This is a genomic window from Paenibacillus sp. VT-400 (genome assembly GCF_001029205.1).
Lineage (GTDB): Bacteria > Bacillota > Bacilli > Paenibacillales > Paenibacillaceae > Paenibacillus > Paenibacillus amylolyticus.
Genome location: NZ_LELF01000067.1, coordinates 1,062,933 through 1,088,777 on the forward strand (window position 1 = coordinate 1,062,933; position 25,845 = coordinate 1,088,777).

General features: G+C 44.8%; 28 protein-coding genes. 22 read left to right on the top strand and 6 right to left on the bottom strand.

The genetic code is table 11. The features are described 5' to 3' along the window. Positions 1 to 35: 35 nt before the first annotated feature. Positions 36 to 506, bottom strand: coding sequence for a hypothetical protein (locus EL84_RS15555; protein ID WP_051447149.1), 471 nt, complete (start codon positions 504 to 506; stop codon positions 36 to 38). Between the two features lie 286 nt (positions 507 to 792). Here EL84_RS15555 and EL84_RS15560 point away from each other — a divergent pair, with 286 nt between their 5' ends. Further along, complete coding sequence (locus EL84_RS15560; RefSeq protein WP_017689551.1) at positions 793 to 1,179, top strand: DUF423 domain-containing protein; 387 nt, start codon at positions 793 to 795, stop codon at positions 1,177 to 1,179. A gap of 124 nt (positions 1,180 to 1,303) precedes the next feature. Here EL84_RS15560 and EL84_RS15565 read toward each other — a convergent pair whose 3' ends face one another. After that, positions 1,304 to 1,876 (bottom strand): hypothetical protein, encoded by a 573-nt coding sequence (locus tag EL84_RS15565; protein ID WP_036609959.1) that lies wholly within the window; start codon positions 1,874 to 1,876, stop codon positions 1,304 to 1,306. Between the two features lie 463 nt (positions 1,877 to 2,339). Between EL84_RS15565 and EL84_RS15570 the strand changes: the two genes are divergently transcribed. From EL84_RS15570 to EL84_RS15580, 3 genes are all read left to right on the top strand, one after another. After that, a complete protein-coding gene (locus EL84_RS15570) occupies positions 2,340 to 2,600 on the top strand; it encodes a hypothetical protein (protein ID WP_047842297.1) in 261 nt (86 codons plus the stop codon). A gap of 146 nt (positions 2,601 to 2,746) precedes the next feature. Further along, positions 2,747 to 3,355: a hypothetical protein gene (locus tag EL84_RS15575; protein ID WP_047842298.1), complete on the top strand. Its 609-nt coding sequence runs from the start codon at positions 2,747 to 2,749 to the stop codon at positions 3,353 to 3,355. A 215-nt stretch (positions 3,356 to 3,570) separates the two neighbouring features. Then, positions 3,571 to 3,873 carry a YunC family protein gene (locus tag EL84_RS15580; RefSeq protein ID WP_047842299.1) on the top strand — a complete coding sequence of 101 codons (303 nt, stop codon included), beginning with the start codon at positions 3,571 to 3,573 and terminating at the stop codon, positions 3,871 to 3,873. Between the two features lie 128 nt (positions 3,874 to 4,001). On the opposite strand, the gene mtnA is transcribed toward EL84_RS15580, so the two are convergent. After that, entirely contained in the window at positions 4,002 to 5,075 is a 1,074-nt protein-coding gene (gene mtnA / locus EL84_RS15585; protein WP_036609936.1) for an S-methyl-5-thioribose-1-phosphate isomerase, read from the bottom strand. A gap of 23 nt (positions 5,076 to 5,098) precedes the next feature. After that, positions 5,099 to 6,316, bottom strand: a complete 1,218-nt coding sequence (gene mtnK, locus EL84_RS15590; RefSeq protein ID WP_036609933.1) for an S-methyl-5-thioribose kinase — start codon at positions 6,314 to 6,316, stop codon at positions 5,099 to 5,101. A 296-nt stretch (positions 6,317 to 6,612) separates the two neighbouring features. Between mtnK and EL84_RS15595 the strand changes: the two genes are divergently transcribed. The 10 genes from EL84_RS15595 to EL84_RS32285 all read left to right on the top strand — a co-directional run bounded on the left by EL84_RS15595 (position 6,613) and on the right by EL84_RS32285 (position 16,192). Beyond that, on the top strand, positions 6,613 to 7,074 hold the full coding sequence (locus EL84_RS15595) for a Dps family protein (protein ID WP_017689542.1): 462 nt from the start codon (positions 6,613 to 6,615) through the stop codon (positions 7,072 to 7,074). A gap of 125 nt (positions 7,075 to 7,199) precedes the next feature. After that, entirely contained in the window at positions 7,200 to 7,775 is a 576-nt protein-coding gene (locus EL84_RS15600) for a DUF1802 family protein (protein ID WP_017689541.1), read from the top strand. Between the two features lie 378 nt (positions 7,776 to 8,153). After that, complete coding sequence (gene sufC / locus EL84_RS15605) at positions 8,154 to 8,936, top strand: Fe-S cluster assembly ATPase SufC (RefSeq protein WP_036609931.1); 783 nt, start codon at positions 8,154 to 8,156, stop codon at positions 8,934 to 8,936. 25 nt (positions 8,937 to 8,961) lie between these two features. Then, on the top strand, positions 8,962 to 10,266 hold the full coding sequence (gene sufD / locus EL84_RS15610; protein WP_036609929.1) for a Fe-S cluster assembly protein SufD: 1,305 nt from the start codon (positions 8,962 to 8,964) through the stop codon (positions 10,264 to 10,266). Further along, positions 10,263 to 11,483, top strand: coding sequence for a cysteine desulfurase (locus EL84_RS15615; protein ID WP_047842300.1), 1,221 nt, complete (start codon positions 10,263 to 10,265; stop codon positions 11,481 to 11,483). Before sufD ends, EL84_RS15615 begins: the two co-directional genes overlap by 4 nt. Continuing rightward, positions 11,473 to 11,904 carry a Fe-S cluster assembly sulfur transfer protein SufU gene (gene sufU, locus EL84_RS15620; RefSeq protein WP_017689537.1) on the top strand — a complete coding sequence of 144 codons (432 nt, stop codon included), beginning with the start codon at positions 11,473 to 11,475 and terminating at the stop codon, positions 11,902 to 11,904. Before EL84_RS15615 ends, sufU begins: the two co-directional genes overlap by 11 nt. A 20-nt stretch (positions 11,905 to 11,924) precedes the next feature. Further along, entirely contained in the window at positions 11,925 to 13,322 is a 1,398-nt protein-coding gene (gene sufB / locus EL84_RS15625; RefSeq protein ID WP_036669904.1) for a Fe-S cluster assembly protein SufB, read from the top strand. Between the two features lie 301 nt (positions 13,323 to 13,623). After that, on the top strand, positions 13,624 to 14,973 hold the full coding sequence (locus tag EL84_RS15630) for a jacalin-like lectin (protein ID WP_200904532.1): 1,350 nt from the start codon (positions 13,624 to 13,626) through the stop codon (positions 14,971 to 14,973). Between the two features lie 208 nt (positions 14,974 to 15,181). Next, complete coding sequence (locus tag EL84_RS30880; RefSeq protein WP_053061508.1) at positions 15,182 to 15,901, top strand: M23 family metallopeptidase; 720 nt, start codon at positions 15,182 to 15,184, stop codon at positions 15,899 to 15,901. 150 nt (positions 15,902 to 16,051) lie between these two features. After that, positions 16,052 to 16,192: a hypothetical protein gene (locus tag EL84_RS32285; RefSeq protein WP_017689533.1), complete on the top strand. Its 141-nt coding sequence runs from the start codon at positions 16,052 to 16,054 to the stop codon at positions 16,190 to 16,192. Between the two features lie 132 nt (positions 16,193 to 16,324). Here the strand turns inward: EL84_RS32285 and EL84_RS15640 are convergent, their stop codons facing one another. Then, positions 16,325 to 17,374, bottom strand: a complete 1,050-nt coding sequence (locus EL84_RS15640) for an HD-GYP domain-containing protein (protein WP_047842301.1) — start codon at positions 17,372 to 17,374, stop codon at positions 16,325 to 16,327. A gap of 123 nt (positions 17,375 to 17,497) precedes the next feature. After that, positions 17,498 to 18,244, bottom strand: coding sequence for a molybdenum cofactor biosynthesis protein (locus EL84_RS15645; RefSeq protein WP_047842302.1), 747 nt, complete (start codon positions 18,242 to 18,244; stop codon positions 17,498 to 17,500). Between the two features lie 120 nt (positions 18,245 to 18,364). Between EL84_RS15645 and EL84_RS15650 the strand changes: the two genes are divergently transcribed. The 8 genes from EL84_RS15650 to EL84_RS15685 all read left to right on the top strand — a co-directional run bounded on the left by EL84_RS15650 (position 18,365) and on the right by EL84_RS15685 (position 25,698). Further along, the gene (locus EL84_RS15650) at positions 18,365 to 19,795 is read left to right on the top strand and encodes a bifunctional metallophosphatase/5'-nucleotidase (RefSeq protein ID WP_047842303.1); all 1,431 of its coding nucleotides are present in this window, start codon (positions 18,365 to 18,367) and stop codon (positions 19,793 to 19,795) included. A 72-nt stretch (positions 19,796 to 19,867) separates the two neighbouring features. Further along, complete coding sequence (locus EL84_RS15655; RefSeq protein ID WP_036669909.1) at positions 19,868 to 20,989, top strand: HD-GYP domain-containing protein; 1,122 nt, start codon at positions 19,868 to 19,870, stop codon at positions 20,987 to 20,989. 220 nt (positions 20,990 to 21,209) lie between these two features. Further along, on the top strand, positions 21,210 to 22,346 hold the full coding sequence (gene yfkAB / locus EL84_RS15660) for a radical SAM/CxCxxxxC motif protein YfkAB (RefSeq protein ID WP_101313331.1): 1,137 nt from the start codon (positions 21,210 to 21,212) through the stop codon (positions 22,344 to 22,346). A 46-nt stretch (positions 22,347 to 22,392) separates the two neighbouring features. Then, positions 22,393 to 23,745, top strand: coding sequence for a hemolysin family protein (locus EL84_RS15665; RefSeq protein ID WP_036609914.1), 1,353 nt, complete (start codon positions 22,393 to 22,395; stop codon positions 23,743 to 23,745). A 278-nt stretch (positions 23,746 to 24,023) separates the two neighbouring features. Further along, positions 24,024 to 24,263: a spore coat associated protein CotJA gene (locus EL84_RS15670; protein WP_047842304.1), complete on the top strand. Its 240-nt coding sequence runs from the start codon at positions 24,024 to 24,026 to the stop codon at positions 24,261 to 24,263. Then, on the top strand, positions 24,253 to 24,528 hold the full coding sequence (locus EL84_RS15675) for a spore coat protein CotJB (protein ID WP_036669913.1): 276 nt from the start codon (positions 24,253 to 24,255) through the stop codon (positions 24,526 to 24,528). The genes EL84_RS15670 and EL84_RS15675 overlap by 11 nt, the downstream gene beginning before the upstream one ends. 98 nt (positions 24,529 to 24,626) lie before the next feature. Continuing rightward, positions 24,627 to 25,196 carry a manganese catalase family protein gene (locus EL84_RS15680; protein ID WP_036669914.1) on the top strand — a complete coding sequence of 190 codons (570 nt, stop codon included), beginning with the start codon at positions 24,627 to 24,629 and terminating at the stop codon, positions 25,194 to 25,196. A gap of 193 nt (positions 25,197 to 25,389) precedes the next feature. After that, positions 25,390 to 25,698: a hypothetical protein gene (locus EL84_RS15685; protein WP_047842305.1), complete on the top strand. Its 309-nt coding sequence runs from the start codon at positions 25,390 to 25,392 to the stop codon at positions 25,696 to 25,698. The last annotated feature ends 147 nt before the right edge of the window (positions 25,699 to 25,845 follow it).

Consider the following 25,845-nt stretch of genomic DNA (forward strand, 5'->3'; position numbering starts at 1 on the left):
TTAATTATAAGGAAACATGACGTTGATGCAAAGCGTTACATCAGCGTCATGCCTACCAAGATAAGTCCAACGAATAACAGAATCATGATCCCATTTAATATGGTTCCGATAATGGCAAAAACTTTCTTTCGATTCTTGAGGACAAGACCAATAATTCCGACGATACCTCCGGCCAGATTGAGAATCAGGCAGACCAGGATGGCTAATGAAGCCAGAACCACTGCTGGATGCAAGGCGATCTCTTCTGTCTGCAACGGGGTGAGAACTCCGATGGATTCGTTTACAGCCATGGTGGCAATAAAGAATATCAGAATATAACCCAAGATTGCAACCAATCCAATGACAAAGCTGGCGATCCCAGGTCCGGAATGTTTCAGTGGTGCCATTGGTTGCCTCTCATGATCTGGCGGGTATGCTTCATACCCATTGTTATTGTATGGATCTGCATGGCCAGGATTCTGATCCGTGTTGTTATAACCTGAATTATAGGAATCGCGATTATCCATAATGTTGACTTGCCTCCCTTAATCATCGTACTGAGTGTTATTAACCTAATCAATGAGTAATGATTCTTTCTTAAAATACAACGATTACATACCTGTTTACTTTTCCATAAATATCGATAAAAATCAAGGATTTGCGCTTGTTTCCTACAATTTATAGGGCAGGGATAGGATTGTTAAGTATAAACAGACATATGACCTTTGAAGCTCCGTCCCGACTGGTAAAGAAGGAGTGGATTCGCTACAATAATAGGTGTGAAGTGTAGTTGAATTAAGGGAGAGAACTTATATGCAACGAAGATGGATGATGCTTGGAGCTGTAATGACCATGCTGTCGGTGGCGATTGGTGCGTTTGGTGCTCACATGCTCAAGGATACGATTGGGCCGGCGGCCATAGCTACATATGAGACAGGTGTGCAATATCACATGATTCATGCATTGGCTTTGCTCATTATTGGTTTGACGGCTGGTCAACTTGGAGCATCGACAAAACTGAAGTGGGCAGCGCGTCTGTTGTTTATCGGAATTATTGTGTTCTCAGGCAGTTTGTATGTGCTTAGTATTTCTGGCATCAAGATTCTGGGTGCCATCACACCGATTGGTGGGGTAGCCTTCATTGCCGGATGGTTGTTATTGGCATTAGATGTATGGCAGCGAGGTAAGGATCGCTCCTGATCGGTCCAAATAAATCTCGGAGGGTTCAATCCTACATGAACCATTGAAGTAAAAAAGCAACTTGCGTTAGAATGTCCCGTCATTCTAACGCAAGTTGCTTTTTGTTTTAATCTGATGAAGTTAGTTACAGAAACTCATCGATTTCATTGGTTCGGAACGTATACACCTGTTTTTCATCGACATGGTAGATGCTCACAATACTGGTATCACGATCAAAATTCAGAATACGGCAAGGAATGCTCTGATGTTTACCGTTCTTGTTATTGACAACAATACGGGTGAGTTTATTCTCTTTAATGAGCGTGTCAATCCACGCGTCAAACGAGTTCCCATCGGATACATTGGATGTTTGGGTGGCAGGCTTTTTCTCGCTAACCGGTTGTTCTTGTTGATTCTGTGTTTTGACTGGAGCAGGTGAGGCAGGTGTCTGAGCTGCAGTGGACGCCTTCTGTGCTGCGTTGGCTTTTTTGCGTTCGTTGTGAAGTGTGACGAAAGAGTCCTTCTTGGACTGGAGTGTCGCTTCAATAATTTTGCCTAGCTCTATGCCGGATTGAATCCGAAAGTCCGCAATTTGTTCTTCATTGTTTATGAACTCCAACAGGGACTGCAGTGCCAATGCATTTGAGCGGCTCTTAATAAGTATATCGACATTAAATAAAAAGCCGATGTCCTCTTGATTGGATAAGGTTTCTTTCATTCATCCCAGCCCCGTTAAAAATTATGTCAGCTCAAAAAAACGCTTCAATTCACTATATCATTAAAAAGGAAATTATCATAGTGCTAGAGACGCAGAAATATGCCGAAACAAATGGGTGAATATTACAAATAAACCTTATTATTCACGTCTTTTAGAAGGTGTCCACAAGACAATCCAGAATGAGGAAAACAACATTCGTGAACTGTGGAAGAGGAGGTGGATCGGGCAATTTGTTGACCGATGCAGCCCATTATTGTTGGAGAGCACGTATTGGCATTTACGGAGCAACTACCTTACCTCATTTTGGAGTAGAGTCGCAAAGTGCTGTTACACGTAAATAATGAACCCGTATGAGACAACATTCATCTTATGCCCACTTTAATTGTTTGTACTCTGACGTTTAACAACCGTCTTCTCGTTATTATGTTACAATATGCTCATCACACATTAAGGAATGAAGACCATGCATCAAGAGGACAGTGTATTTGAACAGATTATGAAGCAGAAAAGATTGAAGCCTGTCAAGCCTGAAACTACAAAAGTTCAAGTTAAACCAATACATAAAAAGAAACTAGCTCAGGAGCCATTAAGTGAATTGGATGTCCAGTTCAAAAAGTCGGTAGCTGAATCAATAGACCGCAGTGTACTTCATAGACGAGTACTGGGGATTAGAAGAGATTTAACGGAGATAAGGCGATTAAAGAATGATGAGCATACGTTTTAAAGTAGGCCCAATTCAACTCACCTTGGGTGAGGGGGGCTTTTATTGGTGTGTATTCCCTGCTTTCTAATCCCTTTTATCGAATCCCATAGACCCGCTCCTTTTGGCATGGTATAATCATTCCATAATTTAGGAGACGAGGTCTACATATGAAGAAGTTGGTTTTATCGTTTTTAGTTTTATTATTGTTTGTCGTTTCAACTACATATGAACCAGCAACAGCAGCTACTAAGTATGATTTTAAGAACGTAAATTGGGGTATGACAGTTAATCAGGTTAAAAAGAAAGAAAAATCTAAATTGCTAGATCAATCAAAAATAAAGGATATCTCGTTATTGGAGTACAAAACAACGGGATTCAGAGTCAACGCAAAACTAGTATACATATTCTACAAAAACAAATTAGTACGTGCAGTATACGAGATTTTTCCTAATGATACTAAGAAAACCACTATGGATAAGTACTATAAATACTTCAGCATAAAACGTGATCTCTTTGATGAATATGATGGTTCAATTAACTTCAAAGATGGTTTAACTCCAAGTGGGAAACGAGTACTTTATGATAGTGAAGACGTAGAAAAAGATTTAGTCTCGGGTGCTATTGCTCTTGAATCTAATTGGATAATTGACAAGAAAAAAACCAGCATTAGTTTAATGTTGGCTAGGGTTACTGATGCTGTAAGGCTTAGAGTAATATACACGGATAATAATTTAAAGTATGACCTTGATGAACTTATAGATGCTCAAAAATATTAATGATTATTATGAGAGCTGCCTCATTTCTGAGGTGGCTTTTTATATTTCAACTAAAGCATAGTTCTACTATCTAAGTCTGCGAGAAGAATTAGCAATAATATATTTGAACTGTAAGTACCTACATTTTCTCAAACACGGCAGGTGTCCACACGACAATCCAGAATGAGGCATACAATTATCGTGACCTGTGGAGTGAGGAGGTGGATCGGGAAATTATGGTGACGATGGAGCCCATTGTAGTTGGAGAGCATGTATTGGTAGGGGTAGAAGTCAAGCTGCCCAAAACAACGTTGTTGACCATTAACACATCCAAAGGATATATCATGTGCGGAGCACTCGACGTGGGGTTACTTAATGAGAAGCTCGGGAATCGCAAAATTATTGCAGCTCGGGCGGTTGGTGTGCGTACACTGGAGCAATTATTGCATGCACCTATGGAGTCGGTGACAACAGAAGCCGAGGCCATGGGCATTACCGTTGGCATGACGGGTGTAGAGGCTTTGTTGAAAATGATCTAATTACTAACAAAAGGGCTCCCCATGTGGGAAGCCCTTCTTTAGCGTCTTAGCGTTCTAATACAGAGCCGGGCACATCAGTAGCCACTAGCTCTATACACGATCTTTTTTCTTGAACGCTTCTCATTAAATTAAGCTTCTTCCTTTGCGAACAAGGCAGCCAGATTTTCTTGGAAAGGTGCGCGAACAACGCCTTTTTCCGTGATAATAGCTGTTACATATTCGTTAGGCGTTACGTCAAATGCTGGATTGTATACTTTAACACCTTGGGGTGCTGTACGTTTACCAAATCCTTCGGTCACTTCTTCCGCAGCACGTTCCTCAATTGGAATGAGGTCCCCGGATGGAGTGGACAAGTCGATAGTTGACAATGGGCTTGCTACATAGAACGGAATATTGTGAGCCTTGGCAAGCACGGCCACGCTGTAAGTTCCGATTTTGTTAGCTACGTCACCGTTCGCTGCAACACGATCTGTTCCGACGATAACGGCTTGAATCCAACCTTTGGACATGACCATGCCTGCCATGTTATCACAGAGCAGCGTGACATCAATGCCGGCTTGCTGTAACTCAAATGCAGTCAGGCGTGCACCCTGAAGTACGGGACGAGTTTCGTCTGCAAATACCTTCAGGTGAATGCCGCGTTCCTGCGCGAGATACATTGGAGCAGTTGCCGTACCGTATTTCGCCGTAGCCAGTCCGCCTGCGTTACAGTGAGTAAGTACACCCATACCATCTTCGAACAAAGGCAGTGCATTCTCACCGATCATGCGGCATACTTCTTCGTCTTCTTTCTGAATCAACAGAGCTTCTACTTCAAGAGCATCATTGCCCTCATCCAGGCTCAGGCCGGATTCAACGACCTCATTTGCTTTTTGCATCATGCGATCCAGTGCCCAGAAAAGGTTCACCGCTGTTGGTCGGGAAGTAGCCAGATGAGCACATATGGATTTTACGTGATCCAACCAACCTTGAACGGTTGTTCCGTCATATGATTTGGCACCCAATACAACACCAAATGCAGCAGCAATACCAATCGCCGGAGCACCGCGCACTTTCATGGAGTGGATGGATTCCCATACTTCCTCGGGTGTATACAATTTCAACATGAGGATCGTTTCGGGCAGCAGACGCTGGTCAAGCATTTCAAGCTTGTCCTTTTTCCAGATGAGAGAGGACAGAGGCTGATATTCAGGGGTTGTCATGGGTGGTTCCTCCGTTCCTTATGTTAAACCTTAGTAGTAGTAACAGCTGTGGATACAATATCCAGTACTTCGCCGATGGTATTCAAGCGACGATTGTTCTTGATCAATGCTTTACCAATGGCCAATGATTTACGCTGAGCATGTTCACGTTCAGTCGCATTTGGAATGGTATCTATATCCGCCACGTGAGCGAGTCCCACGATACGACGAACCATTTTGGCACCTGCGAAGCCAATGGAATCTCTGAACAATTGTTGCACATATAGATCCTGATACCCTGGCGTTTTTGCCATCGGATCAACGAGGTCATTAACCCAGAGGGCACGGAAACGAGATTCGAATTCAGTCCATACATCACGAACCATATTCAGCAAAAGCGTCTCACGCTCACGCAAAGCAGTCTCATCCTGAATCCATCCTGGCAGGGATGCGTAATTCAAGAGCAGGTTCGCAAGGACTGCACCGACATCAAATCCCATGGGGCCGTAATATGCAAATTCGGGATCGATGACCTTGGTTGATTCAGGTGTAACAAAAATACTGCCTGTATGCAGATCTCCATGAAGCAATGCCTGCCCATGTGTTAGGAATTTTTCCCGCAGTAAGGCCACTTCAAGGTGAAGTTCTCCATCTGTGCGGAGGGCTTCAGCCTCGTCCTCAATGGAAACATCATAATTATTTTTCTCAGCGATCCGGTAGGGTTCATCAAAGATCAGATCCTCCGTTATTTTGCATTGGTCCGGATTAATGAATCTGCCCTGTTGTTCCTTCTTCAATTGCTGATCCATGCCCAAGTCTGATGTGAAGAACAACGTTCTTGCCATGAATTCCCCGATATGCTGTGCAAAAAGAGGATAGGAAACACCTTCGATCAGGCCTTTACGCATGATCACATGATCACTCAGATCTTCCATAACCGTTAACGCGAGGTCATCATCGTAATGATACACTTCGGGTACCATCCCTGGACACAGACGATACTCTTCCTGCAGAATCTCACGTTCAATGCGGGCACGTACCAGAGAGAGCGGCCATGATTCTCCAACCACTTTCGCATAAGGAAGCGCCTGTTTGATAATGATACTTTTATCGGAGTTCTGATCCGTGATGTGGAATACCAAATTCAGATTGCCATCGCCGATCTCGTGACAATCCAGATTCGCATCTGCTGCAAATGGACCCGGTAATGTTTTGGCCAGTTCAATTGCATCCTGGGGGGTAAACGGGCGATATTGGGACAAAGGTGCCACCTCCATATATATGAAGAAACAGGAAAACCCACTTCTTTGCTTGGTATATGTCAGTATATCGGAAATAACGCGGTTTTTGAACTTTTTTTTGAGACAAGTCAAGTCGATCCTGATTCGAACTTCCGGTTCAAGGGTAAAAACAAATAGGCCGGACGGTTGAGAGAAACGCCGTTAACAAGCCTCTCCACTACATGTGGTGACACATTATTAACTCTCTGTTATGCATTGCGGGACAACCTGCTTATCATGGCATGACAGACTAATTTTAAATAAAGGATGGGATTAATATGGCTACAAAAAACAAAACAGATCAAGCAAAATCGGTGGAACAAGTACTTAATCGTCAGGTAGCTAACCTGAACGTATTGTATGTTAAAATCCATAACTATCACTGGTACGTTAAAGGACCTAACTTCTTCACGTTGCATGTGAAATTCGAAGAGTTCTACAACGAAGTTACAGTACAAATGGATGAAATCGCAGAGCGTATCCTTACGCTGAAAGGTAGCCCGGCGGCTACAATGAAAGAGTATTTGGAGCTTTCCTCTATCCAGGAAGCAGCAGGCGGAGAAGACGCAAAAACAATGGTGCAAAACCTGATCGAGGACTTCGCTACACTTTCGAATGAATATCAGGAAGGTATCGAAGTTGCAGATGCAGCTGAAGATCAACCAACATCCGATATGCTGACAGGCTTTAAGGCTGACCTGGAGAAACACATGTGGATGCTTCGCTCTTTCCTGGGTTAATATAGCCAAGATTTCGCCTAATACAAGTGGGTCTCTTGCGTAAGCTTTCTGATCCCCGATCATGTTGTCAGAAACGCCCTGAGCGTCTATACTGCTGACAAGAACGATAGGGGAGGGGACCGCTTATGTTAGAACCAACGATACCGGCTTTAAAAGAATGGGCTTCTGCAATCAAAGCACTGGAAACGGGTCGCCAGATTATGGTGATGCGCAAAGGTGGGATTGTAGAGGAAACCCGACATTTTGAGCTGAAAAGTCCGGCGTTTTACCTGTATCCGACTTATGAACATCAGCGTAAAGAACTGATTAAGTCCTCGGATCAATCCTATGTTGAAGAATCACTGGCCGAATGGGTGCCCGAAGCTTCGACAATCCGTATTACTGCATATGCCGAAGTAACGCAGGACCTGGAGATACGAGATCAGGAGATGCTGGATCGACTTCTTGACTTTCATATGTGGACAGCGGATTTTGCCGAAGACCGTTTGAAATGGAAACGGAAAGATCCGCTCCATGTATTGATTTTACGTGTGTACCTTTTGAAAGAACCGATGGAAATCCCCGTACTGCCTGAATATAATGGTTGCCGTTCATGGATTTCTATTCCGAATGGTCCGGTGCCGCGCGAAATGACGCCGGTGGTGGACGTTGCGGATTTTGACGAACAGGTACAGAAGATTAACGAGATGCTCAAATTGTAAATGGTAACGTTATTTAACGGAGGGACTTGTCCATAATATGGATGAGTCCTTTTTTTAGATTAGTGTACAGCAGATGACATAAAAGCTTGAATTGCTGTGATTTTTCTCACTGTGCATTTGTGCTTAAGATGTTTTCTGATTTGATTCAATTTGTCTTTTACTATAGAATCAGAAAGAATAAGGTTTCATGCAATGGACAAAGGTTCTTAGGAAATGACTTGATTATCATTGAGAATCAGTTTAGAATTATTCTAAAGTGTTCTTGCTTTAAGAATCGAGTACAGGAGAAATTCAGGGGAAGCCCTGTTCAGATATAATAGGCGCTTTTTCGTTTTCGACAACTAACATCAATTTAATCAATGGAGGGAAACAATACACATGGCTACGAATTTCGTCATTGAAGGTCTGAAAGCGACGATCGAAGGTAAGGAAATCCTGAAAGGCATCAACCTGGAAATGAAAGGTGGAGAAATCCACGCAATCATGGGGCCAAACGGAACAGGTAAATCCACTCTTGCTTCTGCATTGATGGGTCACCCTAAATATGAAGTAACAGACGGTAAAATTACACTTGATGGTGAAGATGTATTGGATATGGCTGTAGATGAGCGCGCACGTGCAGGTCTCTTCCTGGCTATGCAATACCCAAGTGAAATTGCAGGTGTTACAAACTCCGACTTCTTGCGTAGTGCAATTAACGCACGTCGTGGCGAAGGTAACGAGATCTCCCTGATCAAGTTCATTCGTCAAATGGAAGGTAAAATGAAAGAACTCGACATGAACCCTGAGTTCGCTCACCGTTACCTGAATGAAGGTTTCTCCGGTGGTGAGAAAAAACGTAACGAGATTCTGCAAATGATGCTGCTTGATCCGAAAATCGTAGTACTTGATGAAATTGACTCCGGTCTGGACATCGATGCTTTGAAAATCGTGGCTGACGGTGTGAACGCTATGAAGAGCGAAGACCGTGGCTTCCTGATCATCACTCACTACCAACGTCTGTTGAACTACATTACGCCTGACTATGTTCACGTAATGATGCAAGGTCGTATCGTGAAATCCGGCGGACCTGAATTGGCTCACCGTCTGGAAGCGGAAGGGTATGACTGGGTAAAGGCAGAGCTGGGAATTACAGACGAAACTGTAGGCCAAGAAGCGTAAAGACAAAACGGAGGAGGATTAATTAATGACTACACAAACAATTCTTCCGGTTGAATCTGAAGCGCTTCGCGCCTTGTCGGAAAGCAACAATGAACCCGGCTGGTTGACCGAACAGCGGCTTGAAGCTTTAAAGCTTGCGAGCGGGCTTGCGCTTCCTAAACTGGAAAAACAAAAAATCGAACGCTGGAATGTCAGCGAGTACGGAACATATAAAACAAGTGAAGCTATTTCTTCTTTGACAGAAGTACCTGCTTCTATCAAAGATCTGGTTCAGGATCAAGCTGAAGGCAGTCTGGTTATCCAGCGCAATTCCGGTACGGTATACTCCAAGGTGTCTGCTGATCTGGCAGCAAAAGGAGTTATCTTCACGGATCTGGCTACAGCGGTTCGCGAACATGGCGATCTGGTAAAACAATATCTGAACACAGCAGTTAAAGCGGATGAGCATTCCCTCGCTGCATTGCATGCGGCACTTTGGAATGGCGGGGTCTTCCTGTATGTTCCGAAAAATGTCGAAATCGAAGTACCACTGCAAGCAGTGTTGCTTACGGACGACGCATCTGCAACGTTTGCACCTCACGTGCTTGTAGTTGCAGAAGCAAACAGTTCAGTAACTTATGTTGATAACTATGTATCTGGCGAATTGTCCGCACCTGTTTTCCATAATGGTGTTGTAGAAGTATTCGCAAAATCCGGTGCTAAAGTACGTTTCGCATCGGTTCATCAACTGAGTGTGAATGTAACTGATGTTTCATTCCGTCGTGCAGTGTTGGAGAATGATGCTTCCATCGAATGGATTGTAGGCGAAATGAACAATGGCGACACAGCGAGCAACACGATGACCGTGCTGAAAGGCAATGGATCAAGTTCTGATTCCAAAGTCATCGCTGTAGGTTCCGGTTCGCAGAAAATCAACTACACCACAGAAGCTCGTCACTTCGGCAAGAATACACCAAGTCAGATGATTACACGTGCAGTTATGCGTGAAGAAGCATCTGCAATCATTAACGGAATCACTAAGATTGAGAAAGGCGCTACCAAAGCCGATGGACAGCAGACAGAGAAAGTGTTGATGCTGAGCCCTAAAGCACGTGGAGATGCGAACCCAATCCTCCTTATTGATGAAGATGATGTAACAGCAGGTCACGCGGCTTCTGTTGGTCAAGTCAATGCCGAGCAGATTCATTACTTGATGTCGCGCGGAATTAACCGTACGGATGCCGAACGCCTGATCATCTATGGCTTCCTAGCTCCGGTGGTGGCGGATATTCCTCTGGAAGCACTGCGCACCCAATTGCAGTCCCTGATTGAGAAGAAGCTGGGACAATGAACCCATCCATTCGCGAGCAGTTCCCGATCCTCCACCAGGAAATTAACGGACACCCGCTCGTATATTTAGATAGTGCTGCAACTTCACAGAAGCCTCATGCTGTGATCGAAGCAGTCAAACATTATTATGAGTATGAGAACTCCAACGTACACCGTGGTGTTCATACCCTTGGAAGCCGTGCAACGGACGCTTACGAAGGCGCACGTGAGAAGGTAGCCAAGTTTATCAATGCCCGCAGTACACAGGAGATTATCTTTACTCGCGGGACAACGACAGCCCTCAATCTGGTGGCTTCATCGTACGCCCGCGCCAATTGCAAAGAAGGCGATGAAATTGTTATCACGCAAATGGAGCACCATAGTAATCTGATTCCTTGGCAGCAGGTTGCCAAGGAGACAGGTGCAACATTGAAATACATTCCGCTTCAGCCTGACGGTCATATTGAATTGGCTGATGTCGAGAAGACGATTACGAACAATACTAAAATTGTAGCAATCGCTTATGTATCCAATGTTATGGGTCTGATCCATCCTGTGAAACAAATTGCTGAAATTGCACACCGCAATGGTGCTGTCATCGTTGTTGATGGCGCACAAAGCACACCTCACATGAAGGTGGACGTTCAGGATCTGGACTGTGATTTCTATGCATTATCCGGTCATAAAATGTGCGGACCAACCGGAATCGGTGCACTCTACGGCAAAAAGGCGCTGCTGGAGTCCATGGAACCCATTGAGTTCGGTGGTGAAATGATTGATGATGTGGGTCTGTACGAATCCAACTGGAAAGAGCTTCCCTGGAAGTTCGAAGGTGGAACCCCGATTATCGCAGGTGCGGTAGGGTTGGGAGCTGCCATTGATTTTCTGGAGCAGATTGGTATGGATGAGATCGCACATCATGAGAGTGTGCTGGCAGCTTATGCAACAGAACGACTGGCCGAGATCGATGGGTTAACCATCTATGGCCCAGCCAAGCGGCATGTGGGTGTTGTTACCTTTAATCTGGGGGATGTTCATCCGCATGATGTGGCAACTGTGCTGGATGCGAGTGGCGTAGCCATTCGTGCCGGACACCATTGCTGTCAACCACTAATGCGCTGGCTTGAAGTTAGCTCAACAGCTCGTGCCAGCTTCTATCTATACAATAACGAACAAGATGTAGATCGGCTTGTCAGCGCCTTAATCCAGACAAAGGAGTATTTTGGCGATGCAACTTGATGATCTGTACAGACGTGTTATAATGGACCACTACAAAAACCCGCGTAACCGCGGAACATTTGATAATGACGCTGTCACGGTGAATTTGAACAATCCAACGTGCGGCGACCGGATTTCACTGCAAATTTTGCTGAAAGACGGAATCGTCCAGGAAGCCAAATATACGGGTGAAGGCTGCTCCATCAGCATGTCCTCTGCATCGATGATGACAGAGGCCGTCAAAGGCAAAACGATGGAACAGGCACTCGATATCGCTAACCGTTTTTCCTCACTGATGAAAGGTGAAGAAGTCGATTTCGACGATTATGAAGATCTCGAAGCCCTATCCGGTGTGAACAAGTTCCCTGCACGCATCAAATGTGCCACTCTGGCCTGGAATGCATTACGCAAAGGGATTGACGAAGAGAACAAAGTACAATAACGATAGGGAGGTAGAGCAAGATGGCTAAAAAAGCACCAGAAATGGAAGAGTACAAATATGGTTTTCGCGACGAGCACAAATCCATCTTTCAAACCGGTAAAGGTCTGACTGCAGAAGTGGTTACCGAGATTTCCAAGATTAAGAATGAACCGGAATGGATGTTGGAATTCCGTTTGAAATCCCTGAAACAATTCGAAAAGATGCCAATGCCGAAATGGGGCGGAGATCTCGACGGATTGGATTTCAATGAAATTCAGTACTACGTTCGTGCTTCTGAAAAACAAGGTAAAACATGGGAGGAAGTTCCTTCCGAAATCAAGGAAACCTTTGATAAATTGGGTATCCCTGAAGCAGAGCAAAAGTTCCTTGCAGGTGTATCGGCTCAGTATGAGTCCGAGGTTGTATACCACAACATGCAAAAGGAATTGGAAGACCAAGGTGTAATCTTCATGGATACGGACACGGCTCTCAGAGAGCATCCCGAAATCCTGCGTGAATATTTTGCAACGGTTATTCCACCAGCAGATAATAAATTTGCTGCTTTGAATAGTGCGGTATGGTCTGGAGGAAGCTTCATCTACGTGCCTAAGGGCGTTAAATGTGAAGTACCTCTGCAAGCCTACTTCCGGATTAACTCCGAGAATATGGGACAATTCGAGCGTACACTCATCATTGCGGACGAAGACAGCTTCGTTCACTATGTAGAGGGCTGTACAGCTCCAATCTACAGCACGAACTCACTGCATAGTGCGGTTGTTGAGATCATCTGTAAGAAAAATGCTCGTGTTCGTTACACAACGATCCAAAACTGGGCACCAAACATCTACAACCTCGTTACGAAACGTGCGGTTGCAGAAGAAAATGCAACGATGGAATGGGTCGATGGTAACATCGGTTCCAAACTGACGATGAAATATCCAGCGGTTGTACTGAAAGGCCGTGGAGCTAAAGGTTCCGTACTCTCCATCGCTGTAGCTGGTAAAAACCAGCATCAGGATGCAGGTGCGAAAATGATCCACTTGGCTCCGGATACAACATCTACGATTGTATCCAAGTCCATCAGTAAACATGGTGGTAAAGTAACGTACCGTGGTTTGGCTTCCTTTGGACGTCAAGCTGAGGGCGCGAAATCCAACATCAAGTGTGACACACTCATTCTCGATAATGAGTCCACATCGGATACAATTCCTTACAATGAAATCATGAATGATAACATCATGCTGGAGCATGAAGCTACAGTATCCAAAGTGTCTGAGGATCAACTCTTCTACCTGATGAGCCGTGGTCTGACTGATGCAGAAGCAACACAGATGATTATCATGGGCTTCATTGAGCCATTCACGAAGGAATTGCCAATGGAATACGCTGTTGAGATGAATAGATTGATCAAGTTCGAAATGGAAGGTTCCATTGGTTAATCCAATGCAGCGCCTTTTGAAGCCGTAAAGCTGAAGCTAGTTGCTGATGTTAAGCGGTAGATATCGTTTTATGTGATCGAATACCCTCTAGAACAGACTTTTTAAAAAGTCTCTCTAGGGGGTATTTTTATTCAAAAAATCTGGGGATAACAGTGATCAGAAGGTTATTCTGTTATCGGAGTGGCAAGCGGAAATATTCTTTAGTTCAATTTGTATATTTACAAATGAATAGACCAGCGTTATTCTTCCATTAACGAATATTACATATATTTGAATAGATTCTAATATGAGGAGGGTTATGATGCGAAGAAGTATAGTTCAAAAAGGAGCAGCCTTGGTATTGTCTGCTGTTGTTGCCTTTACAAGCTCTCTGTTATTTTTATCAACGGCGAGTGCAGCAGAAGGTGGATCGGTATCGGGTTCATTCAAGGTACTCAGTTACAATGTAGGTGGTCTTCCGGACCTGGTATCCAGCTCCAACCCAAAGGAGTACACCGTTCAGATTTCCCCAAAATTAAATGACTATGACATCATTAATGTGCAAGAGGATTTTAATTATCATAATGAGCTGATATCCCAAGTCACTCTGCCGTATTTGACGAAAACAAGCGGAATTGCGGGGTTTGGTAGTGGGTTGAACAGTCTGTCCAAATATCCATTCCGTGACTTGAAGCGTATTACCTGGGATAAGCGATCTGGTCTTTTTGACAATGGAAGTGATGAATTGACTCCAAAAGGATTTACAGCAGCTACATATGAGATCACACCTCAGGTAAAATTGGACGTGTACAACTTGCATGCGGACGCAGGTAGCGATGATAAATCGCTTGAGGCCAGACGAGATAATATCAGACAACTCTCCAATTACATAAAGGAGCACTCGGACGGGAACGCAGTTATCGTATTCGGGGATACCAATACACGGTACACCCGTGCCGCTGACAATATAGAGCTACTCATGTCTGAGAATGGTTTAAGAGATCCGTGGATCGATTTGATTCGTGGTGGGAGTATTCCCGCTGATGGAGACGCCCTTATGGATGCAAGCAATTTAAATGGACCCAACTATGAGATCGTGGACAAAATTTTGTATCGCGGAAGTAAAGCATTGTCCCTTAATGCACAGAGCTACCGTTTGGAAAATCAAACATTTGTTGACCCGAGTGGGAAGCAACTCTCCGATCATTATCCGATTACAGCGGAATTTGTGTACAGCACATCTTCTCAGTACCAACTAAGTTCAACAATCGGAGGATCCGGAGGAACTGGGTTTAATGATCTGAATCAGATTCCCGATGCCAGACCTAGCTCAGTGGTGCTTAACTCGGGCAATCGTGTAGACGGCATTTCAACGCTGTACAGGGATGGAACGAACCTGGTACATGGTGGTCAATCCAACATTGCCACACTGAACTTGGCAGACGGAGAGTACTTAACCGAGGCAACAATTGGTCAGGGGACACGTAATGGAGATAAACGGATCTTTTACGTGGAGTTGTCCACCAATCTTGGAAATAAAGTAGAAGGCGGACAAAAGACCACAGAACAAATCAAACTTGAGGCACCAGCGGGGTGGTACATTGCCGGATTTTATGGAAGAGCAGGACAGGAATTGGATCAGCTAGGCGTCATATACAGACCTCTGAATTAGAAGTGAGCAGTGGTTAAAATGAAATAATAATATATACATCTCATAGAGTGTTCATATTAGCACAGCGCCGCTTGGAATATACCGTTGGAGAGACCATAAGGTTTCCTTAATGATATTCTGAGCGGTATTTTTGTGGAATAAAATAAGACCAATAGCACAAGCCATTTCATAGATTTAAGCATTTAATGATAGAAAAGGATGTGAGTGTATGAGCGTGAACCCTTTCGAGGGATATCGGATTACAAGTTCATTCGGCTATCGAATTCATCCTATTCATGGTGGACAGACATTCCACCGCGGAATTGATCTCGTGACAGAGCCTTGGAATGGCCCCGTCTATGCCTTTATGGAAGGTAGGGTACGTTTTGCTTCCGAAGGAGTTACAGGCTCCGGATTCGGTGGTTATGGGCTTACAGTTGCAATTCAAGATCATCGCGGTTACTTGCATTGTTATGCTCACCTTTCGCGGATTGCCGTAAACGTTGGGCAGCGGGTGAAGAGAGGCCAGCTTATCGGTAATCAGGGAAGCACGGGTCAGAGTACCGGCCCGCATGTACATTATGAGATCCGGAAAACCAGCGCGCCATCTTACGGATATACTGCCAGCGAAGATGGTGTGACAGAACCGGGTGTGTATCTACAGGCCGAATACGGAACTGCATCTCAGGAACAGGAGGCTCCGCCGATGACGACTGAGCAGAAGAAAATGTTTGAAGCCATGCAGAAAACGCTGGAGATTCAAGGGGGATGGATTCAGCAACAGGAGCAACTTTCTAATATGGATTGTCCCGCATGGGCTCAACAAGCATTTGATTATTATCGACCGTTTATTATGAATGACAAAGGCAGTTATGAATTTTGGAGATTACTTGTTATCATGTACCGCAAGGAAAAAGGCATCCAGGTTCATTCGGAGTCCGATATATAGATCCCTGCAAAGAACAGGGAGTAGCAAAAGGCTAACCCACTCAGGTAGATGCAGACAGACAACCATTTATCGAATGTTGCCTGTTCGCCCGGTTCATTCCAACGGAAACGTCATATGTTAGGGTATACCTGATGAAGAGGAGGCAATCACATGAGCGAAGTAGGATATGGCTGTGGTGGCAATGTAGGCGGAGTAGGCGGCGTTGGTGGATACAATATGTTCACAAACACTGGTGCAATCTTGGTACTGTTCATTCTGTTGGTTATCATTACAAAAGCATTCTGTGTGTAATCCAACATGATTGAATCGGAATAGACAAAAGGGAAGCCGATTACGGCTTCCCTTTTGTCATATGCCAACCTATAAGTTGGTTATTTCAGTTACTATGGGGTTCTTCGTATACATGCTGTGTACAATGAACAGTTATTGTACATAAATCTCAACGATAGCAATATCTCTTTCTTTCGCTAAATCGATAAAGGCCGTAGAGGTCTGAACGAGTGGTCGGAAATAATCCGCAGGATTATTCATGACAATGAGCCCCGTCTGACCCGTGGTGAGCAGAACCCTTTTACCGATAAAATTAGGCAGCATGTGCTTGATCAGTTCTTGTGTTGCTTCAGCATTTAACTGACCAAAGCTGAGGCTGTACAGTTCACACAGTACAGAGATCAGTTCCTGTTTGGTCTGGTACACCCGATTGGTCGTCATGGCGCTGTAAACGTCTGCTACAGCAGTTATACGGGAATAGGGGTGGATCTCGTCTCCTCGCAGTCCATGAGGATAACCACTTCCATCCTCGCGCTCATGATGTTGAAGTGCAACCGTTGCCAGAATTTCATCCTGCGTGGATTCTTTAATGATATCGTACCCATAGAATGTGTGTTTCTTCATTTCGTCAAATTCTTCCGTAGTCAATTTACCAGGTTTATGTAAAATCTCAGAAGGAATCTTGGACTTGCCGATATCATGAAGATATCCTGCTTTGGCTACCGTTAGACATTCCTCGGGGTTGTAACCCATCCAGCCGGCGATATAAAAAGCGAGCATTCCGACTTGCAATGAATGGTTGTACGTATAATCGCTATCCCCGTCCAGCATAAGCAACAAGGAGACAACATCTTTTTGTTTTTCCAACTGTTCTGTTAGGGTAAACAAAATCTCATCGACCTGTGTCTCATCAATAAAACCCTTCTCCATCGCTTGTTGAAATAGAGATTCAGTACCTTTGATCGTATCGTTAAACAAATTAGTTAACAGACGGGTTTGATCGGAAGGTAAGGTTTGTGCATCAGAGTGTAGGTCGGATGGTGTGTGTTCTACATCTGCGTACTCGATTCCATGTTGCAACAGTTTGGATAGGTCATCTTCACTGAGGGTGGAACCTTTCATCAGCATGTGGAGACCCGAACTGTTGTATACATCATTTTTTAACAGGTCACCCGGTTTAAGATCAGTAACATGCACTCTCACGTATAAACCACCTTTTCTCGACTAATATCGACACATATAATTATAATAACAAGAAAAAAATGGGTTGACAACGACTTATTTACTATTAACCCACTCTATCTAAAAGGTGTAAAGGCTCATTATTTAGTTCTCCATGGGGTTCCATGGTCCTAATTGATGTCCCTTCCATTCAGATCCATCTTCCCAAATTTCCTTTTTCCAGATCGGAACGGTCTGTTTCAGTCTCTCTATGGCGTAACGGCTTGCATCATAACAGTCGTTGCGATGAGGCGAGGAAACGGCAATGACTACACTAATCTCTGCCACATCCACTTTGCCGATTCGGTGACTGATTGCACATAACACACCAGGCCAGCGATCGGAGATTTCCACACCAATGGCTGCCATCTGAGAAAGAGCCATCGGCACATAGGCCTCGTATTCAAGATGAACGGTGCGCTGTTCACCGGTCATTTCACGAGTTGTACCTACAAAAGTAAGAGCTGCCCCGTGATTCGGGGTAATCACTAGCGCCGTTGTTGCTTCCACGGACAAGGTGGACTCTGTAATCAGAAATAAGCCATCTGCAGTCCGATGCTCTGGAACGGTAGAGCGAAGTTGTTCATCGGATATATCCGTACCATCGCCTCCAGAGACGGGAGGGATCAACGCAAGTTCATCTTCTGAGCTAAGTATAGTATCGGCAGGAGCGTACTGCTGGTTAACTGCCAAAAAGGATGTCTTTATCTGAGAAGCTGCCTCTGGGTAGGCCAGACTCAGTTTTTCTTTTAAATCGGCAGCGGTTGGAATGTCTCCAATGTACTCAAACTCCAGAAGGGATGTATTTAAACGTTCTGCAATGCCTGCAAATAGTTGAATTGTCAATTTCATGGATATGACTCACCTCTTTTTGATCTCTAAACCCTATAAATATATCATAACGACGCGGAAAATGTTATGCTTATCCATTAGAAGAATGAACGTTTATTGAAGAGCAGGGGAGGCGGTGTGATGAGCACCAGGGAGAACCAAACGTTAACGATTCTGCACACCAACGACATTCATAGCCACTTCGGCTCCATGAGCACCATCGCCGCTATGATCAATGAGGAACGTGACCAAGGTGGCAACTTCCTTGTATTGGATATCGGCGATCATATGGACCGTATGGCCGTTGAGACAGAAGGGACGCTGGGGACGGCTAATGTTGATGTTATTAACCTGACGGGCTACGATGCCATTACAATCGGCAACAACGAAGGACTAACCTTTACGCCAGATCAGCTCTCACAGTCCTACGCTGGACTTCTGTGTCCTGTGGTATGCAGCAATGTTGTGGAGCAAGATACTGGACTTGCGCCAGTGTGGATGAAACCTTCTCTGATTGTGGAGAAAGGTCCATTTCGCGTTGCTCTGCTGGGGGCAACGGCCCCTTTTACCACGTTTTACGAATTGCTCGGGTGGGATGTTCTGGACCCTGTGGAGTCATTAAGAGCTCAAGTGGAAGCATTACGTGATGAAGTGGATGTGGTGGTTATTCTTTCACATCTGGGGCTTTCGACGGATCGGAGACTGGCAGAGCAGATTACGGGAATTGATGTTATTCTCGGTGGACATACCCATCATGTTCTCGAAGAACCCTTAGTCATTGGTCAGACCGTGCTGGGTGCAGCTGGAAAATTTGGCCAATGGCTTGGGAAAGTGGTTTTGGAACGAACAAGTGTGGGAGAGCCTCTCCAACTGGTAAGTAGCGGTTGTATGGCTGCCAAGAGTATATTACTGGATGATCAGGTCGCGCTGGCAATCGCTACGAATCGTGCCGAGGCTGAAAGGACACTCAATCAGACGGCAGTGATAACGGATCGGGTGCTGCCCATCACGTATGACCGGGAATCCCCGTTTGCTACCTTGCTTGCACAAGCTGTTCGTCATTTCACGGGGGCACAGCTGTCTCTGGTGAATGCAGGTCAGCTTCTCGGAGATCTTCCACAAGGTAATATTACAAAAGGAATGTTGCATTCCCTATGTCCATCTCCTATAAATGCTTGTACAATATGCTTGAGTGGAAGTCATATTCGTGAAGCACTTGAGCAGTCCTTGTTGGACGAGTTTTCAGGTAAGCCCATTGTGGGATTTGGTTTTCGTGGTCATATTCTAGGCACGTTATGTATGGACGGAATGGAAGTTCAATACAATCCAGATGCGCCAGCCTATGAGAAGATCCAGACCATATCCATCAATGGAGAGCCTATGGACGAACAATGTGAGTATATCGTTGGGACTCTGGACATGTTTACGTTCAATGTGGGGTATCCTCCTCTTGCTCATGGAACCCGTACGCTCTATCATCTTCCGGAATTCATACGCGATTTGCTGGAAACGGAAATAAAACGACCAGGGGCTCTGGACGACAGCCTGCGAGCCCGCTGGCATCAAAGCTAAATTTAAGTGCTCGCCTTCTGCTGAAGCGGCGGCTAGTGGTAATTACATCTACGGAGCGGGAGAGGATAGGCTGTGCGTTTAGTACATATAAACTTATTGCAGCCTGGCATGAAGCTGGGGAAACGTATTTATAGTGAAGAAGGCCTTGTATTACTTAGTGAGGATGTAGAGCTAACCAGTCGATTGATTGGACGCCTTAAGGATCTCGGAGTCGGTTATGTGTATATTAAAGATGCTGCGACAGAGGACATCATTGTTCCTGAAATGTTGCAGGAAGAGACCCGAAGGAAGGCACTGGTAGAGATCAAGCAGCAATTTCAGAGCATGTCGGGAATGAAAACGAAGAATCGGATTCCTCATTTCGGTAAAGCGCTTAGTGGTGTGATGAATGCGATTCTGGAAGACATCGGCAGTCAGAAGGAAGCCATGATTATGCTGATGGACATGAACTCCAGTGATTTTGACCTGTATAATCATTCGCTGAATGTATGTGTGTATACACTGGTTCTTGGTGTCGCTTCGGGTTACACACGCCAGCAATTAATGGAGATTGGTCTGGGTGCCTTATTGCATGATATTGGCAAGACTCAGATTGCACCAGAAATTCTGCATAAGCCTTCCAGATTAAGTGACGAGGAATTTAAAATCATTCAGCAGCACACTACATATGGACATCGTATTCTCAAAGACGAACCAGGTATACCGCTTCTATCTGCACATTGTGCATTGCAGCACCATGAGCGAATTGATGGCAGCGGATATCCCTTTGGGCTGAAGGATAAAGAGATTCATGAGTATGCCAAGTGGATTGCTCTTGCTGATTCGTATGATGCCATGACAACGAATCGAGTCTACAAGCAAGCCTTGCTGCCACATCAGGCCGTAGAGGTGCTGTATACGGGCTCAGGAACGCTTTATGAACAACGAATGCTGGAGAGATTCAGGGATTGTGTAGCGATCTACCCCGTGGGCCTATCGGTCACGCTCAGTACGGGAGAGGTTGGGGTGGTCGCAGCGATTCATCCACGTGTTCCTCAACGTCCACTTATCCGGGTGCTCAAGGATGCCGACGGCCAGACCTTATCTTCGCCCTACGAAATTAACCTGTCCACAGCACTGTCTGTGATGATCACAGGTGTAGAGGGTCTGGAGGATACACCTTCATCTGCCCAAAGTGAACGGTTGGAAAGCTGAACAAGCTTAGAAATGATTAGCGCTCATGTCGTAATATCGGGGCCGTTTCGTGATTCGGCCCGGAGTTACCTGAGTGTTTTTTGTCATGTAATGGACAGGGTCTACGTATGCCGGAGCATTCAAAATTGTGCTATGATAAAAGATAACTCCAAAAAGAGAAACACAAGGTATGATGTAAATAAAACTTTTTAGGTTAATAAAAGGAATAAGGTGAAGAACAATGACCATGCTAAACTCAGGATCGGTACAACCGATGCCTTTATCTCCAACGAATGATCCGTGGGATCCGATTGGCTCTCTGCGTACATATGGACGCCATGTGTTGACCAGTGTAGAAATGACTGTGACACATCTGTGTAACATGCGGTGTGAGCACTGTGCCGTAGGAGATATGCTTACGATGCGTGAAGCGCCGGCTCTTCCATTACCGCTGATGCTGAAACGATTGGATGAAGTGGAGCATCTGCAGACGATTAGTCTGACGGGTGGCGAGCCAAGCTTTAGCCAGAAAACAGTGGATGAGATGATTATCCCACTGCTCAAATATGCCAAGGAACGTGGAATCCGTTCCCAAATCAATTCCAACTTAACGCTGGATATCAGCCGATATGAGCAACTTTTGCCGTATCTGGACGTTATGCATATCTCATTCAACTACCTGAATGCTGACGATTTCCATCAAGTCGGATTTGCGAATAGTGGCAGACCTGTGAAACGTGAAGTCGCGGTGAAGATGTATGAGAAAATGATTGAAAATTCCCGCAAATTAAGTGAAGCAGGCATGTTTATCTCTGCCGAGTCCATGATTAACTTCCGTACACACGACAAGCTGGATGGTATTCATCAATTGATTCGTGAGATGGGCTGTGTTCGTCACGAAGTGCATCCAATGTATAATTCGAACTTTGCTTCGTCGTTGCCCGTGTTATCACTGGACCATATGAGAGCAGCGATTCATCGTTTGCTTGATGCACGTGACAAAGATATGTGGATGCTCTTTGGTACTCTGCCATTCTTCGCGTGCAGTGCAGCAGAGCAGGATCGGGAACTGATCAACCGTTTATACAGCGAACCAAATGTGACGGTACGTAATGATCCGGACGGACGCAACCGCGTTAACGTCAACATGTTCACGGGTAATGTGTATGTGACCGATTTTGCCGATATCCCGGAATTTGGTAATATTCGTGATCGTAAACTGGATGATGTGTTCCATGAATGGTCAGCTGAACATCCGTTGAATCAAACGGTCAATTGCCATTGCGATATTGCATCCTGTTGCGGACCAAACCTGCTAGTGGCAGATATGTATTACAAAGGTGTGGATTTCAAATCGAGAAAGGCAATCACACGTTGATATTCCAGGTGTATTCCTGAAATAGATAGAAAAGGGGAGTTTCAACTTGGATATTCATACCGAATTTCATCTTGGGCAGCTGGTATTTAATCTGGTCTGTGTCTTTTTGCTCGTATTTTTGAATGGCGTATTTGTCGCAGCGGAATTTTCGCTTGTGAAAGTAAGGCAGACACGCTTAACTCAATTGCAGAGTGAAGGAAATCGTATGGCTGGTTATGCACTGAAGGTGAATAGTAAACTGGATTCCTATCTATCGGCAACTCAGTTCGGGATTACGCTGACATCGCTTGGACTCGGGTGGCTGGGAGAACCGGCCATCTCCGAATTGCTCGTTGAGCCACTCATGTTTAAACTTGGTGTAGGAGATACAGGGCTTATTTCGACCGTGTCGGTCATTATCGGTTTTTGTATCATTACGTTTCTGCATATTGTGCTGGGTGAGCTTGCACCTAAATCGTTGGCAATTCAAAAAACAGACGGAGTGGCATTGTTTTTATCTGCGCCCTTGCTGTTGTTCTACAAAATCTTCTTCCCGTTCATCTGGGTACTGAATGTATCGGCCAATGCATTGCTGCGTCTAGCGGGTATCGAACCTGCCAGTGAAGGCGAAGCTCACTCGGAAGATGAACTTCGTATTTTGATGAAGCAGAGTGCCAAAAGTGGTGTCATCGATAAAGATGAGATCAAACTGATGGACAACATCTTTGATTTCTCCGATATGCTGGCACGTGAAGTGATGCTGCCACGTACAGACATGGATTGTTTGTACACGCATATGTCTTTGGAAGAGAACTTGGAGATCATTAACGCAACCAAACATTCCCGGTATCCCGTAGCAGTAGAAGACAAGGATGAGATCATTGGATTTATACACATCACCGATCTGTTGCTGGCTAAACCGGAGCAACAACATGATCTGGCGTCACTTGTTCGTCCAATCTTAAACGTTCCTGAATCCATGGAAATCAGCCATGTGCTGCGTCTCATGCAGAAGAAACATTCACAGATGACGCTGGTTGTGGATGAATATGGCGGCACAGCTGGATTGCTGACTGCGGAAGAAATTCTGGAAGAGATCGTTGGAGACTTGTATGACGAGTTTGAGGATGAGCGTCCGCATATGGAACGGAGTGGAGATTCATTTTCCATTGATGGTCGTTCGCTTATTGAAGAAGTTCATAAGTGGACCGGAGCCATCATTGAGGATGAAGAAGTGGATACCATCGGCGGATGGTTGTTTAAAGAGCTCGGGGGCAATCCATCCAAGGGGAAAACGCAGGAGCTGAATGGGTACGTTTTTGAAGTGGAAGAATCGACTCGCTTGCGAATTACCCGTGTTCGAGTGTACAAGCAATCTGTCCCTCAAGACATGAATTCGGAAGAAAAACCAGCAGAATAGAACTCGTTGCAGGAGTAAGATAAGACGAGCAAAAGTATGAAATGATGCAGATTACGAAGATCTGCCAGGATGTAAGACCTTTGGAAGTTACCTGAAAGGGGAACGAACCGAAGGTCTTTTTTTATTTTAAAGAAGAATTTGGAGAGATTCTGCACATAGTTGAAACGAATTTCGGATTAACTTCGGGGACAGCGTCATATGGATATAGAGACGGGAAGCGGGAAAGAACTCAGTGTTATTCAATATGCACCAATGATGTAATAAGGAGGCGTTGTTTTGTGAAAGATCCGCAGCTTCGTGCTTACGCCCCTTTTGTGGGGCCGTTTGATCCTTGTCCGCCAGTAGCAATTCGGACGTATCTGGTACCTCCGCAGTTATTTATTCCATTTCAGCCCATGGGCTGGCCACAGTACAGTCCGGCAGAAGCATTAAGAGTGGGGACGTTATGGCCTGCATTATACAGCCCTTATACACCAGCCAGATCGAAGGGAAGGAAGGTGGATGTGGATGGAACCTGAAGGAGCAAAAGCGTGCGATACCCAATACTATGAACTGCTGGAGGAGCTTCAGGCTCTGGATTTTGTATTAGTGGAGCTGAATCTGTACCTGGACACCCATCCTGGGGATTATCAAAGCATAGAGCAATATAACAAATTCACGCAAGAACGTACGCGGGTGGCGCAGGAGTTTCAACAATTGTATGGACCACTGATGAACTTTGGTCATGCCTTCTCCAAGTATCCGTGGGAATGGTCTCAGACGCCCTGGCCATGGCAAGTGTGACACATCAGCCTCAGGCTTCCTTGCAGGACTTTAGGGACAGGAAGCCCGAGGGTTAGAAGAAGGGCTGTATTTTAATAACGTAGAGGGAGGCGTCTTACATGTGGGTGTATGAGAAAAAACTGCAATATCCCGTAAGGGTTAGTAAATGTGATCCTCGTATGGCGAAATTGCTGATGGAACAATATGGCGGTGCCGATGGGGAGTTGGCCGCTGCCCTTCGATATCTGAATCAGCGTTATACGATTCCAGACAAGATTATCGGTCTGCTGACGGATATTGCTACAGAGGAATTTTCTCATCTGGAGATGATTGCGACCATGATCTACAAGTTGACCAAGGACGCGTCGGTGGATCAACTGGAAGAAGCGGGACTTGGGCCGAACTATGCTCAACGCGATTCTGCCTTGTTTTATACCAATTCCTCCGGTGTTCCCTTTACAGCTGCCTACATTGCTGCAAAGGGTGATCCAATTGCGGACCTTTACGAGGACATTGCAGCAGAAGAGAAAGCCCGGGCTACATATCAATGGTTGATCGACCTGACCGATGACGTGGATCTGCAGGATAGTCTGAAGTTTCTAAGGGAACGCGAGATTGTGCATTCCTTGCGTTTCCGGGAGGCTGTAGAGATCCTGAAAGACGATCGGGAGACAAAGAAGATTTTCTGAACGTTTGGTATAAAAGCAGAAGTCTGGCAGTCCAATAGGGCTGCTTTTTGCTTTGAAAAGATAGTATTATTAAATAATTAATTTTAAAGTTAAATTACACATAATTATATATTTTACAAATATTGTTGTTTAATCCACTTACATATTATACAATGAAATTGTAGTTAAAAACTCTATTTAGGAGATGATCATTTTGAGACTTAGTAAAGTTCTTATTTTGACTGCATGTTCCTTTATTCTGACCACTTCCATTTCAAGTGCAGGCGTGTCTGCGGCAAATATTCAACCCAATACCAGTATAAGTGTATCAGACGTAGTATCTGCTAGGCTTGAAAGTAAACCTTTTTCTGTAGTGCATTATTACCCTGTAGGTTTTGGAGTACCGAAATATCTTACGGACTATATTACGCCAGATGGCTATGTAGGAACCTTGGTGTTGGTTAGTTATCATACTGTGGATGGAATTGTTGCTGCAAGATACGAAGGGACCGTTTACAGATAATCAGAAATGGTAGATTAAACCTTCTAGTATTCAGATTCTTATAACAACCTATTTATAATAAATTTGAAAGTAGCAGTTCCAAGATAAAATAATTTGGACTGCTACTTTTCACGTTTAAATCATATTTATTGTGTAATAATATGTAAG